Raw genomic sequence first — 13,348 nt, 5'->3', positions numbered from 1 at the left:
AAAAACCCGTCAGGGGCTGACGAGATAAATCACTGGGAGATATCTGAATGAACGAACAAATCACTCACATGGCCAAGCAGGTTACAGCTGGCAAGCTGACCCGCCGCGAATTTATGGGGAAAGCTGCAGCACTTGGTGTGTCTGCTGCGATGGCCAGCACAATGTTTGCCGATGCTGCACGCGCGGCTGGCCCGAAAAAGGGCGGTGATCTGAAATTTGGCCTGCAGGGCGGGGAATCCACCAACTCGCTTGACCCGGCCACCTATGCCAGCTCGGTTCCGTTCCAGAACGGCAAGCAGTTCGGCGACCAACTGGTCGAGGTTGCGCCCGATGGATCGATCGAACCGCGCCTTGCAGAAAGCGTCGAAGGCAGCGCGGATGCCAGGGTCTGGACCTTCAAACTGCGTCAGGGCGTGGAATTCCACAACGGCAAGACCATGACCAGCGAAGACGTGCTGAAAACCATGGAGCGTCACTCGAACGAGGATTCCCAATCCGGTGCTCTGGGAATCATGCGCGGCATCGAATCGATGAAGGCTGATGGCGACAATTTCCAGGTTACGCTGAATGAACCAAATGCCGACCTGCCCTATCTGATGGCAGACTATCATCTGATCATCCAGCCGGATGGCGGCATGGAAGATCCTGGCGCAGGGGTTGGCACCGGCCCTTACCAAGTGGAAGTCAACGAACCCGGCGTCCGCCACGTGTTCAAAAAGTTCGCCAACCACTGGAGCGATTACGGCAATTTCGACAGCGTCGAAGTGGTTGTTATCAATGACGCTACCGCCCGGACCGCCGCGCTGCAATCCGGTCAGGTCCACGCGATCAACCGGGTTGAGCCCAAGATTGCTGATCTGCTAGGTCGCGCACCGAACCTGACTGTGCATTCAACCGCAGGCCGTGGCCACTATGTGTTTATCATGCATTGCGACACGGCACCGTTTGATAACAATGAACTGCGTTTGGCCCTGAAACACGCGATTAACCGTCAGGATCTGGTCGACAAGGTTCTGCGTGGCTATGGCTCGATTGGGAATGACATGCCGATCAACGCGGCCTACCCGCTGTTTGACGGTTCGATCCCGCAGCGTGAATTCAGCATCGAAAAAGCAGCTGAGCATTACAAGAAGTCGGGTCATGACGGCTCGCCAATCATTCTGCAGGTCGCTGATGGCGCCTTCCCTGGTGCAGTGGACGCGGCCGCCCTGTTCCAGCAGACCGCGGCTCAGGCTGGTATCCCGCTGGAAATCAAGCGTGAACCCAACGATGGTTACTGGTCCGAGGTTTGGAACGTACAGCCGTTCTGCGCCTCGTACTGGGGTGGCCGTCCGGTGCAGGACCAGATGTATTCGACCGCGTATCTGTCGACCGCAGACTGGAACGACACGCGGTTCAAGGTTCCGGCCTTTGACGAGATGCTGTTTGCAGCCCGCGCCGAGCTGGACAATGACAAGCGCAAAGACATCTACAAACAGATGGGCATGATGGTCCGCGACGAAGGCGGCGTAATCTGCCCGATGTTCAATGATTTCGTCGAAGGTGTCAGCAATCAGCTGGAAGGTTGGGAAAGCGACCCGACCCAAGAGATGATGAACGGCAACATGTCCCGCAAGATGTGGTTCTCCTGATAAGGACCACGGATCATGCATCCTATCATCAAATTGGTTTCCCAGCGCCTTGCGCTGGGACTCCTATTGCTGTTTGGCGCTTCGGCCCTGATTTTTGGCCTGACCGAAGCCCTGCCCGGAGACGCCGCGCAAGCCGTCCTGGGACAGTCCGCAACTCCTGAGGCTCTTGCTAACTTACGTGAGGAAATGGGGCTGAACCGCCCTGCCCTGACCCGATACGCCGAATGGCTGGGCGGGATCGTTCAAGGCGATCTGGGCCAATCGATGACCAACAAACTGGATATCGCTGAAAGCATCGGCAAGCGCCTGGGCAACACGCTGTTCCTGGCTTGTGCCGCCGCCGTCGTCTCCGTACCACTCGCTATCTTCCTTGGCTTGTTGGCCGTCCGCTATCGCAACCGTATGCCGGACAAATTGATCTCGGCTGTGACCTTGACCACGGTTTCGATCCCCGAATTCCTGATCGGCTACGTGATTATCTATTTCGTTTCCGTAAAACTGGGCTGGTTTTCCTCGCTTGCGATGATCAACGATTCGATGTCCTTCGGTGAAAAGCTCTATGCAATCGCCTTGCCGGCCTTTGTGCTGACGCTGGTGGTATTGGCACAGATGATGCGGATGACCCGCGCCGCAATCCTAAACCTGATGCAGTCGGCCTATATCGAAACGGCTGAGCTGAAAGGTTTGTCCAGTTTTCAGGTCATCGCGCGACATGCCTTCCCCAACGCAATTTCGCCCATTGTCAACGTTGTGATGCTGAACCTGGCCTATCTGGTCGTGGGCGTCGTCGTGGTCGAAGTGGTGTTCGTTTACCCTGGCATGGGGCAATATCTTGTGGACTCGGTGACCAAGCGTGACGTGCCTGTGGTTCTGGCCTGCGGAGTTGTCTTCGCTGCGGTCTATATCGGGCTGAACATGGTTGCCGATATCGTGTCCATCCTTGCCAATCCAAGACTGAGGCACCCGAAATGATGAAGAATCTTCCTATTTCGGCCATGATCGGTCTGTTTTTCACCGGGCTGTACTTTTTCGTGGCGCTCGCGGCACCCCTGATCGCTCCTTACGGCATGGCTGAGGTGGTCGGTGATGTCTGGGAACCGTCCAGTGCCAAACACCTGTTGGGTACGGACAATATCGGGCGCGATCTGCTAACTCGCATGATCTATGGCGGGCGCACGACCATCTTTATCGCTGCTGCTGCCACAATCCTCAGCTTTGTCACCGGCACCACGCTGGGCTTGCTGGCCGCTGTTCTTGGTGGCTGGGCCGATCAGGTCCTCAGCCGAGCGGTTGACCTGGTCATGTCGATCCCGACACTGATCCTGGCGCTGGTCATTCTGGCGATTGTCCCGGTGACTGTCCCGATCCTGATCCTGGTGATGGGCCTGCTGGATGCCACACGCCCCTATCGCCTGTCGCGATCTGTCGCTGTGGATATCAATGTGATGGACTATGTTGAGGCTGCCAAGCTGCGCGGTGAGGGTCGTATCTGGATCATCTTCCGGGAAATCCTGCCCAATGCTCTGTCGCCTCTGGTGGCCGAGTTCGGATTGCGGTTCATCTTTATGGTTCTGTTTATCTCGACCCTCTCGTTCCTGGGTCTGGGCGTCCAACCGCCGCTGGCGGATTGGGGTGGAATCGTGAAGGAAAACAAAGACGGTATCGTCTATGGCATCGGCGCGGCGCTATATCCGGCTGTTGCCATCGCGACCCTCGCCATCTCGGTCAACCTTGTTGCTGACTGGGTCCTGAACCGTACCACATCGCTGAAAGGAGGCCGGGGATGAGTGATACCCTTCTCAAGGTCCGCGACCTCAAAATCGGCGCGACCGTCTATCCACCGGGTGAAAAACCCCATGATATCGAAATCGTGCACGGGGTCAGCTTTGACCTTGAACGCGGCAAGGTGTTGGGGCTGATCGGTGAATCCGGGGCCGGTAAATCCACCATTGGTCTGGCCTCAATGGCCTATGGCCGTGGTGGTGTTGAACTCACCGGCGGAGAGGTTTGGGTTAACGGGCGCGATATCCTGAAAACCCCGCATAGCGATATCCGCAATCTGCGCGGAGGCGAAGTAGCATATGTTTCGCAATCCGCCGCAGCATCGTTCAACCCAGCCAAGAAGATCATGGATCAGGTGATCGAAGCCGCGGTGGAGCACAAGAAGTTTTCGCGTAAAGAGGCCGAAGCCCGCGCGCGGGAACTGTTCGCCAAGCTGGGGCTTCCCGATCCGGACAATATTGGTGATCGCTATCCGCACCAAGTTTCGGGCGGTCAGCTACAGCGGTGTATGACAGCGCTGGCGCTTTGTCCTGAGCCTGATCTGGTGGTGTTCGACGAACCGACAACTGCGCTGGATGTGACCACCCAGATCGATGTTCTGATGGCCATTAAGGAAGCCATTCGTGATACCGGCGTTGCCGCGCTCTATATCACCCACGATCTGGCAGTCGTTGCGCAAGTCAGCGACGACATCATGGTTCTGCGCATGGGTAACACGGTCGAGTACGGCAACACCGATCAGATCATCAACAACCCGCAGGAAGAGTATACCAAGGCGCTGGTCTCGGTCCGCTCCATCGAACATGAAGAAAAGAAGCCAACATCCGAACCAGTGCTGACAGTTGACGGGATCACTGCGCGCTATAAGGGGCTGAATTTCGACGTGCTGCACAACGTCAATGTCGAGCTCCATCCGGGCCAAACATTAGCGGTTGTGGGCGAATCCGGTTCTGGCAAGTCCACGCTGGCACGGGTGATCACCGGGCTGCTTCCACCGCGCGATGGCGAGATCAATTTCGCCGGACGCAAGCTCAGTGGCGATCTGAAGGGCCGCAGCCGTGAAGACCTGCGTGAGTTGCAGATGATTTATCAGATGGCAGACGTGGCGATGAACCCGCGTCAGACCGTCGGCACTATCATCGGGCGCCCGCTGGAGTTCTACTTCGGTATGCGCGGCGCGGAAAAACGAAAGCGGATCGTGGAACTGCTGGATGAGATCGAGCTGGGCGAAAAATACATGGACCGCTATCCGGCGGAACTGTCTGGCGGCCAGAAACAGCGTGTTTGCATTGCGCGTTCATTGGCGGCCAAGCCCAAGATGATCATCTGTGACGAGGTCACCTCGGCGCTGGATCCGCTAGTCGCGGATGGTATCCTCAAACTGCTGCTGGACCTGCAAAAGATCGAGGATGTGGCCTATCTGTTCATCACCCACGATCTGGCAACAGTGCGCGCGATCAGCGACAGTATTGCGGTGATGTATCAGGGCCGAGTCGTCCGCTACGGCCCCAAGTCGCAGGTGCTGAGCCCACCGTTTGACGACTATACCGACCTACTGCTCAGCTCTGTCCCCGAAATGCATCTGGGCTGGCTGGAAGAGGTCGTCGCCCACCGCAAAATGGAAAGCGCCGGGAACTGATCCCGGCCCTTCCTGTAAGTTTATGAAATCCCGGCGCCATTCGATCAAGGTGTCGGGATTTTGCCATTTGGGGCGGGATCAGGCAGCCAGACCGCACCGAATCTTTTAGGGTCGGCTGAAGCAATCTGAAAAAGGGTCAGAGCATGGACCGCAAACTTCTCCTCATCATTCTGGACGGTGTTCCATGGCGCAATTTCCGTCGTTTGTTCGGCAATCTGGAAGGCTGGGTCGACACCGGCGAGGCGCGCGTTTGGAAGAAGCGCGCTGTGCTGCCCTCAATCTCGGCAAGCTGCTATGCCTCGATCCATACCGGTGTTACACCGCAGGAGCATGGCTGTACCGGCAATGGCAACGTGTTCCGCCTGAGTCAGAAGGACATCTTCAGCCAAGTGCGCGAAGCCGGCGGCGTGACTGGGGCTGTGGCCCACAGCTTCTGGTCGCAATTTTTTAATCGCCATCCATTCGACTATGTCCGCGATGTTGAATACGACGAGCCCAACAGCAAAACGATCAATCATGGTCGGTTCCACACGATGACAGGCTATGGCATAGCCAACCAGATGACGCCCTGTGACGTCGATCTGTTCGCGACGCTGACAAATCTCTGCCTACGCCATGGCTTGGACTATGGATTGCTGCATACCAGCACTTTGGACAGCATGGGTCACAGATTCTTTCATGAATGTGAAGAGATGGACCATGCCTGTTTCGTGATGGACGAAATGCTGGCCCCGTTTATCCCGCGCTGGCGGCAGTTGGGTTACGACGTCATCGTCACCGCAGATCACGGCCAGGACGATCGTGGCCATCACGGTGGGCGTGGCGCATTGCAGCAGGAAACCGCGCTGTATTACTTCGGTGACGCCGAAGGCCCCGATGCGGACGCTGTGATCGACCAGCTACAACTGGCGCCCACGATTCTGGGCCGTTTGGGTGCCCCGGTTGCCGAAACCATGAAGGGTCAGCCCTTCTTGAAGTAGGGGATCAGTCGTAGGGCCAGATCTGCTGGCCCAACGCCTCTATCGCCACCGAGATCCTCTCGAAGCTGTCCGCCGCACGTTTGACCATGGTGCGCGCCCGCAGATAGCCGTGCACAAGGCCGGGTTCATTGATGCAATGAGCCTGCCCACCTGCAGCCCTGATCTGCTCGCAATAGATCGCACCATCATCACGTAAGGGATCACAATCTGCAGTTACCACCACGGTTGGGGGCAGCCCCGAGAAATCCGTGTCATGCAATGGAGCGAATGTCGGGTCGTTTTCCGGCACATCTCCACCACAGCGCATCTTCTCGTAAATACTTACATCCTCCAGCGTCAGCAAAGGCGCATGGGCATGTTCCTTATAGGAACCACGGGATGAATCTCCGCCCAAGCCTGGATAGATGAGGACCTGACCAAGAAGATTGTCGAACTGCGTCCGTCCGTGCTGTGAAACTGCGGCGGCCAGATTTCCACCCGCGCTGTCGCCCGCCAGAACGAAAGGGTCCTGGAACTCTTGCACCGCCCAGTTGGTTGCAGCCCAGCTATCGTGAAACTGGGCAGGATGAATATGTTCGGGGCTCAGGCGGTAATCCACGGCAATCACCCGATACCCAGTTTGTGCACAAAGTTCGGCACAGACATCGTCGTGACTGTCCAGTCCGCCGACGACAAACCCGCCTCCGTGGAAATAGATCACCGTCCGGCTTGGATTGCCTGCGGTGTAAATGCGAACAGGCACGCCATCGGCGCGCCTGTCTTCTGTTTCAACACCCATTGGGCGAGGTTGGCGAAAATCCTTGCACATTACGTCATAGACGCCGCGCTGATCTTCGATCGACAATTCGACCGCGTCATCAGGATAGCTTTCAGCCGTTCGTCTTATGAACGCCCAGGTTTCTTCATCGATCAGACGTTCATAGTCCATAGCCCCTCCGCGATCAGGCAGCCCACTCCCATGGCCGGGTGAACGATCCCAGCACTTTGCTGACATCGTCGTCCGAGGAACCGTTGGCGTCAAGCTGCGCGACAAGTCCGCGCTTTTTATCATCCAGAACCGAAACCACACGCGCAGCAACGCCTGCGTCTTCAAGCGCACCATTGTAGATGCGTGTGATTGCCTGCTTGCGCAGTTCGGGCTTAAAGACTTTGCCCACTGCCGTCTTGGGCAGTTCGTCCAGAATGGTCATGTGCTTAGGTTGCGCGGCGCGCTCGTGAACGTGGACTCTGCAGTATTCCATCAGCTCCTGCTCTGTCACACTGGCCCCAGAGACCAGTTCGACAAAGGCACAGGGCACTTCGCCCGCATGGGCGTCTGGTTGACCGATCGCACCGGCAAATGCCACGGCTTCATGCCCCAACAGCGCCTCTTCGATCTCGGCCGGGTCGATATTGTGCCCGCCGCGAATGATCAAATCCTTGGCACGACCGGTGATCCACAAATATCCATCATCGTCAAACCGGCCCAAATCACCGGTGCGCAGATATTTGTCATAGTGGAACAGGCCCACGTTCTTTTCGACCTCTGTATACGTGTTGCCCGCAAATACGCCGGGGTTCGAGATACAGATCTCACCAATCTGATCAGTGCCACATTCGGTCGGACCGTCGGGCCCATCCTGCAGGATTTTCACATCCGTATAAGGGAACGGAACGCCAATCGAACCGATCTTCTTTTCGCCATCCACCGGGTTGCACGACACAAGGCAGGTGGCTTCGGTCAGGCCATAGCCTTCGACTATTGTGACGCCGGTGGCCTCTTCAAAGCGACGGAACAGTTCAACCGGCAAAGGAGCCGAGCCTGAGAAGGCCGTTTTCACTGACGAGATATCAGCGTCGACAGGGCGCTGCATTTTGGCAGAGATCGCTGTCGGAACCGTGATGATAAAGCTGACTTTCCAACGCTCGATCAGTTTCCAGAAATTGTCGAAAACGCCATCCCCGCGATATCCTTGAGGCGTCGGGAAGACCACATGCGCACCCGAACTCACCGCAGCCATGACGATCACATGCACAGCAAAGACGTGGAACATGGGCAGTGGGCACATGACCACATCGTTTTCGTCGAACAACAAGGTGCCACCACACCAGCCATTATAGATCAGGCCGGAATATTTGTGTTGTGCAACCTTGGGCATGCCGGTTGTACCACCAGTATGGAAATAGCACGCAACACGGTCTGATTTACTGTCTTCGAATGTCAGTGTCTTGGGCTGTTTCGCCAGCTCTTTGCTGAAATTCAAATAATCCGCATGAGCCAATTTAGCCTTGTCGCCCATTTTGGGACGCACAAGGGGCACGATCCACGATTTCGGAGGCGTCAGATAGCGATTCAGGTCGATTTCCAGAATTGTGTTCACACCGGGCGCGTGGCGTACGGCCTCTTCCACCTTCTGTGCAACATCGGCTTTGGGAAATGACTTTAGCGTCACAACAACCTTGGCTTTCGTCTCGCGCAAAATTGCTGCGATTTGCTCGGGCTCCAACAACGGGTTGATCGGGTTCACGATCCCTGCGACGGCCCCTCCCATAAGGGTCACCAGAGTTTCGTTGCAGTTGGGCAGAACATAGGCCACCACATCGTTTTCACCGATACCCAGAGATCTGAAAAGATTGGCGGCCTGATTGACCTTACCCAGCAGATCAGACCACGTCAGTGTCTCGGCCTTATCGGCTGGGCCGGAAAACAGCTGAAAGCTAATGGCCTTGTGGTCGGGGAACTTGGCCGCCGTTCGAGAAAGTAACTGATGAAAGGTTACCGGTACGTCTCGATCCTCCCACGGCATTTCATTTTCTATTCTTGCCTTATCGTCTAATCCCGCGAATGCCATTAGTTCCTCCCTGTACTTTTACTGCGTCACGCGCAGGCTCTCATCTAGGATGAAAGTAAAACCCGCTCATGTGCAAGTAAGGGCTTAACGGCAGAACAACCCAGAATGTAGAATGACGCTGGGGCGCAAAACAAAATATCTCGCCATCAGGTTACTCTGCTGCAACACCATCGGTAAATTGCAACCGTGCCAAACGCGCGTATAGCCCATCCTGCGATACCAGATCGTCATGCGTTCCCTGCGCAACGATCTGCCCGTTCTCCAGGACGATGATGCGGTCGGCTTTTTTCACGGTTGCCAATCTGTGCGCAACAATCAGCGTCGTCCGCCCTGCACGCAACCTGTCGACAGCCCCTTGCACAGCGCGCTCGCTTTCAGCGTCCAATGCCGATGTCGCCTCATCCAACAACAGGATCGGAGCATCGCGCAGAATGGCGCGGGCGATGGCGATCCGCTGTTTTTGTCCCCCGGACAGCATGACGCCTCGCTCTCCTACAAAGCTGTCATAGCCTTCGGGCAGCGTCGAGATGAATTCGTGGGCCGCAGCTGCGCGGGCTGCGTCTTCAACCTCGGCATCCGTCGCATCGAGCCGCCCAAATCGGATATTTTCGCGCGCCGATGCTGCAAATATCGTGGGATCCTGAGGTACAAGTGCCATATGACGGCGGAAATTGGAACGATCCAAATTTCGCAGGTCAATACCATCCAAACAAACGCGTCCCGAGTCAGGATCATAGAATCGCTGAATCATCTGGATTACAGTTGTTTTTCCGGCCCCCGAGGGGCCGACAAATGCGACGGTTTCCCCGGGGTTGACTGTCAGCGACAGTTCATTCAACGCCACGACATCCGGACGCGCCGGGTAGCGGAAAGTCACATCGTCGAACTGAATCTCGCCGCGCACGGGCGCGGGGAAAACTTGCGCCTGGCCGGGATCGTTCACGGTGTCCTGAGCATTCAACAACTCGACCAACCGCTCGGTCGCACCGGCCGCACGCTGCAATTCGCTCCATATTTCGGACAGGGCCGCGACCGAACCGGCCATGATGATCGAATAGATCACGAACTGGATCAGAACGCCCTCGGTCATGACACCGTTGCGGACATCATTCGCCCCCATCCACAACACGCCCACGATTCCGGAAAACACCAGGAATATAACGATGACGGTCAGGACGGCCCGGGTCTGAATTCGGCGCAGCGAGACAGTATAGGACGTTTCGGTCATCTCACCGAACTGATTTCGGCTGGCCTGCTCATGGGTAAAGGCCTGAACGGTTTGAACCGCGCTCAGCGCTTCACCGGCATTGCCTGATGAGGCTGCGATCCAGTCTTGGTTTTCTCGGCTAATAACCCGCAGGCGCCGCCCCAATACCAGTATCGGAACCACAACCAGCGGAATCAGCAGCAAGACCATCCCGGTCAGCTTGGCCGAGGTCAGCAGCATCAGCACAAGCCCGCCCAGAAACATCAACATATTGCGTAGAGCGATCGAGACTGACGAGCCCAGCACGGATTGAATCAGCGTGGTGTCGGTCGTGATCCGGCTCAGCACCTCACCCGTCATGATACGTTCATAGAATTCGGGGCTCATCCCGATGACGCGATCAAAAACGGCTTTGCGGATATCGGCGACAACGCGTTCGCCCAGGCGCGTAACAAGCGCATAGCGGATACCTGTTCCGACGGCCAGAATCGCGGCGATGCCCAGCGCTGCCAGAAAGTACCAATCCAGTAGCTCTCCGTCTTCGATCCGAAAGTTGTCGACCACACGGCGGACGGCCAAAGGCAATGTCAGCGTCATGCTGGCGGTCAGAACCAAGGCCAGAGAGGCCCCAATCATTTGCAACCAATAAGGCTTCATGAATGGCCAGAGCGAAGCCAGAACACCGATCTTCCTGGACCTGGCCCGTTCCTCAGCCGCACCGGGTGCGGGTTTTGCTGCTGGACTGGCTGAGACGGGTTTTGCCATGTCAGGCCCTTACTTCGTGTTCGAATTCCGGTATCCCGCTTCTTGGCGTCTACAACCCGCCGGGTCAAGCGGTGCAGCCGAATGGCCCAAACGAAAGGCTATTTGACGCAGATTTTTGGGGCTGATTTGGAGCGGGCGGCGGGAATCGAACCCGCTTCATCAGCTTGGAAGGCTGAGGTAATAGCCAGTATACGACGCCCGCTCAGCGGTGGTTGGTTTATGCCATGCCTAAGGTGTCGTCAAGCACAGTTCGCACGCGAATTTCAAAATCATATGACACCCGGGGACGGACCCCGGCGCATCGGTAATCCCGGGGTCGTTTCGGCAGCGCGCGGCTTATTCAACGCGCGGCATTCGCCCATTCGCAAGATTCAAGATCCGCCGAAATACGGATCATGGATGCCAGATTCTTACTGGAAGATTCGGCCAAGCCAATCAACTTCGCAGGATAGGTCGTTGCGGCGCTCAGCGCATCCTTCAGCGGGACACCGACATTTTTGACAAGGATGCGAACAGCCGTCGTCAGATCCAGGTCAGCCCCTGCCAGCGTTCCATTTTCAAGCGTCAGGCGGCCATCCGTTCTGGTAATACGGCGCCCTTCAAGGTTGAATTCGGCATCCTCTGTTCCGGCAACAGCCATGGCATCGCTGACCAGAAATATCCGGGCCGGGCCGGTCTTTGCCGCCCATGCCGCCCGCATGACCTCAGGGTGTACGTGTATACTGTCGGCAATCAGACCCGCAGACAAACCCGCATTGGCCAGCGCCGCCCCCACAAGACCAGGCTCGCGGTTTCCAAGCTGGCTCATGGCGTTGAACAGATGTGTGACACAGCGCGCGCCCGCCGCAGCATAACGTTGACAGGTCGCAAAATCCGCATCGCTATGACCCAGAGACACCAGAATTCCGGCCTCAGCCAAAGAGGTAACCTGTCGCTCAGACACAGCTTCTGGCGCCAGGGTTACTTTAAGGCAAGGCAATCGGCTGGCCGCGGCTATCAGGGTGGTCAGATCCTCTTCATCCATCGGGCGGATCAGCGCGGCGTCATGCGCCCCTTTTCGCGCCAACGAAAGATGCGGTCCCTCCAGATGCAGTCCAGCGACACCGGGAACACCGACATCCACAGCCTTGATCGCGGCCTCTATTGCCTGCTGGGTCTTGGCCGCAGTGTCGGTAATCAGGGTGGGCAAAAAGGATGCGACGCCAAGCTTTCTATGCGCTTGAGAAACGCGCTGGATAGTCTCGACAGAAGGGTCATCGTTGAACATGACACTTCCGCCGCCATTGACCTGTAGGTCCACAAATCCGGGGCAGAGAATATCACCGTTCAGATCGACCTGCTGCCCGGCGATTTTGGTTCCGTCTGCCGGGGTGACCTCGGACAATTTACCTTGGCAAAACACAACCGCCTGCCCCTCCAGCAGGTGTGTGCCGTCGAAATAGGCGCCGTTTCTGAATACAACCGTCTCAGAGGTCATACAGTTTCCGTAACTTTCTTAAGGTGACGCGGGGCATCAGGGTCAATTCCGCGATTGCAGGCGACCGATTCAACCATGCTGTAGAACGATGTGATGGTGCTGATGGGATCGGTCAGCCAATGGTCCGTTCTGACGACCGGCAGAGGCTGCGCCTGTTTCACCGCCGAGGTTGCGGCAAAAACGGTAGCCCCTTTTGCCGCCAACGCATCAGCCGCTTCTGCCGTTGTTTGTTCAGCGGCATCACCGGCGGCGAACACAATGGTTGGAAACCCTTCTTCAACGATTGAGACCGGCCCGTGCAGAACTTCGGCAGTCGAATAGCTCTCGGCGTGGATCTGGCAGGTCTCTTTGATCTTCAGCGCCGCTTCATTCGAGATCGCCAGCGACGGACCGCGACCCAAGGTAAACAGGGACCGGCCGGAAATCGCATTGGCGGCCGGGGTCCAGTCGCATTGGGCAGCCTTCCCAAGATACCCGGGCAGTGACCATATGGCCTGCTTCAGCTCAGCCTCATCCGCGATTTCCGCCAGCAACCACAGCCCCGCCACCAGAGACGTCACAAAGGTCTTAGTTGCTGCCACACTCAATTCCGGTCCGGCATGAAGAGGCAGGACGGCATCCGTGGCATTTGCAAGGTGGGATTCCGTATTGTTCGTAATGGCGACCGTCACGGCACCAGATCGTTTCAGCGCGCGCGTCATGCCAACGATGTCCGGGCTTTGACCAGATTGCGACACCGATATGCTCAACGAACCCTGCGCCCGAAGCTCGGCACCATAGATCGAGTTGACCGAGGGCCCGACCGAGGCAACAGGAAGGTTCAGCAACAGTTCGCATGCATATTTCAGATAGGTGCAGGCGTGATCCGAAGATCCTCGCGCCACCGAGACCAGAAAACGCGGGTCTGCGTCGCGCGCCAACTGGGCAGCGTGGCGGATATTGTCAGCCCCATTGCTTAGCAATCGGTCTACGGCATCAGGAATTTCCAGAATTTCCTGACGCATCTTCGAGAGTTCTACGGACATCTAGTTCCGTC

At 57.0% G+C, this 13,348-nt stretch carries 10 protein-coding genes and 1 tRNA gene; 5 read left to right on the top strand and 6 right to left on the bottom strand.

Annotation, left to right across the window (positions count from 1 at the left end):
* The first annotated feature begins 47 nt into the window (after nt 1-47).
* The 5 genes from AC2FLB_RS04605 (at nt 48) to AC2FLB_RS04585 (ending at nt 6,032) form a co-directional block, all read left to right on the top strand.
* The gene (locus AC2FLB_RS04605) at nt 48-1,631 is read left to right on the top strand and encodes an ABC transporter substrate-binding protein (protein WP_142636703.1); all 1,584 of its coding nucleotides are present in this window, start codon (nt 48-50) and stop codon (nt 1,629-1,631) included.
* Between the two features lie 15 nt (nt 1,632-1,646).
* Nucleotides 1,647-2,603 carry an ABC transporter permease gene (locus AC2FLB_RS04600; RefSeq protein ID WP_142636701.1) on the top strand — a complete coding sequence of 319 codons (957 nt, stop codon included), beginning with the start codon at nt 1,647-1,649 and terminating at the stop codon, nt 2,601-2,603.
* The gene (locus tag AC2FLB_RS04595) at nt 2,603-3,418 is read left to right on the top strand and encodes an ABC transporter permease (RefSeq protein WP_496708835.1); all 816 of its coding nucleotides are present in this window, start codon (nt 2,603-2,605) and stop codon (nt 3,416-3,418) included. Before AC2FLB_RS04600 ends, AC2FLB_RS04595 begins: the two co-directional genes overlap by 1 nt.
* The gene (locus tag AC2FLB_RS04590; protein ID WP_496677699.1) at nt 3,415-5,052 is read left to right on the top strand and encodes an ABC transporter ATP-binding protein; all 1,638 of its coding nucleotides are present in this window, start codon (nt 3,415-3,417) and stop codon (nt 5,050-5,052) included. Before AC2FLB_RS04595 ends, AC2FLB_RS04590 begins: the two co-directional genes overlap by 4 nt.
* Before the next feature lie 143 nt (nt 5,053-5,195).
* On the top strand, nt 5,196-6,032 hold the full coding sequence (locus AC2FLB_RS04585) for an alkaline phosphatase family protein (protein ID WP_496708733.1): 837 nt from the start codon (nt 5,196-5,198) through the stop codon (nt 6,030-6,032).
* A gap of 4 nt (nt 6,033-6,036) precedes the next feature.
* On the opposite strand, the gene AC2FLB_RS04580 is transcribed toward AC2FLB_RS04585, so the two are convergent.
* From AC2FLB_RS04580 to AC2FLB_RS04555, 6 genes are all read right to left on the bottom strand, one after another.
* A complete protein-coding gene (locus AC2FLB_RS04580) occupies nt 6,037-6,960 on the bottom strand; it encodes an alpha/beta hydrolase (RefSeq protein ID WP_496708732.1) in 924 nt (307 codons plus the stop codon).
* A gap of 13 nt (nt 6,961-6,973) precedes the next feature.
* The gene (locus AC2FLB_RS04575) at nt 6,974-8,863 is read right to left on the bottom strand and encodes an acyl-CoA synthetase (protein WP_496708731.1); all 1,890 of its coding nucleotides are present in this window, start codon (nt 8,861-8,863) and stop codon (nt 6,974-6,976) included.
* Nucleotides 8,864-9,014: 151 nt separating this feature from the next.
* Nucleotides 9,015-10,835 (bottom strand): ABC transporter transmembrane domain-containing protein, encoded by a 1,821-nt coding sequence (locus AC2FLB_RS04570; protein ID WP_496708730.1) that lies wholly within the window; start codon nt 10,833-10,835, stop codon nt 9,015-9,017.
* Between the two features lie 127 nt (nt 10,836-10,962).
* A tRNA-Gly gene (locus AC2FLB_RS04565) sits at nt 10,963-11,037 on the bottom strand.
* Between the two features lie 138 nt (nt 11,038-11,175).
* Nucleotides 11,176-12,312, bottom strand: a complete 1,137-nt coding sequence (gene nagA, locus AC2FLB_RS04560; RefSeq protein WP_496708729.1) for an N-acetylglucosamine-6-phosphate deacetylase — start codon at nt 12,310-12,312, stop codon at nt 11,176-11,178.
* Nucleotides 12,309-13,337, bottom strand: a complete 1,029-nt coding sequence (locus AC2FLB_RS04555) for an SIS domain-containing protein (RefSeq protein ID WP_496708728.1) — start codon at nt 13,335-13,337, stop codon at nt 12,309-12,311. The genes nagA and AC2FLB_RS04555 overlap by 4 nt, the downstream gene beginning before the upstream one ends.
* Between the last annotated feature and the right edge of the window lie 11 nt (nt 13,338-13,348).

Source organism: Ruegeria sp. CDSA236, from assembly GCF_059611285.1.
The sequence above is the reverse complement of the archived record's forward strand: the minus strand, read 5'-3'. Positions and strand labels throughout refer to the sequence as shown.

Excerpts from the sequence above, each read along its gene's own strand:
- AC2FLB_RS04605 (WP_142636703.1), top strand. The coding sequence starts at position 48 with ATGAACGAACAAATCACTCACATGGCCAAGCAGGTTACAGCTGGCAAG.
- AC2FLB_RS04600 (WP_142636701.1), top strand. The coding sequence starts at position 1,647 with ATGCATCCTATCATCAAATTGGTTTCCCAGCGCCTTGCGCTGGGACTC.
- AC2FLB_RS04595 (WP_496708835.1), top strand. The coding sequence starts at position 2,603 with ATGAAGAATCTTCCTATTTCGGCCATGATCGGTCTGTTTTTCACCGGG.
- AC2FLB_RS04590 (WP_496677699.1), top strand. The coding sequence starts at position 3,415 with ATGAGTGATACCCTTCTCAAGGTCCGCGACCTCAAAATCGGCGCGACC.
- AC2FLB_RS04585 (WP_496708733.1), top strand. The coding sequence starts at position 5,196 with ATGGACCGCAAACTTCTCCTCATCATTCTGGACGGTGTTCCATGGCGC.
- AC2FLB_RS04580 (WP_496708732.1), bottom strand. The coding sequence starts at position 6,960 with ATGGACTATGAACGTCTGATCGATGAAGAAACCTGGGCGTTCATAAGA.
- AC2FLB_RS04575 (WP_496708731.1), bottom strand. The coding sequence starts at position 8,863 with ATGGCATTCGCGGGATTAGACGATAAGGCAAGAATAGAAAATGAAATG.
- AC2FLB_RS04570 (WP_496708730.1), bottom strand. The coding sequence starts at position 10,835 with ATGGCAAAACCCGTCTCAGCCAGTCCAGCAGCAAAACCCGCACCCGGT.
- nagA (WP_496708729.1), bottom strand. The coding sequence starts at position 12,312 with ATGACCTCTGAGACGGTTGTATTCAGAAACGGCGCCTATTTCGACGGC.
- AC2FLB_RS04555 (WP_496708728.1), bottom strand. The coding sequence starts at position 13,337 with ATGTCCGTAGAACTCTCGAAGATGCGTCAGGAAATTCTGGAAATTCCT.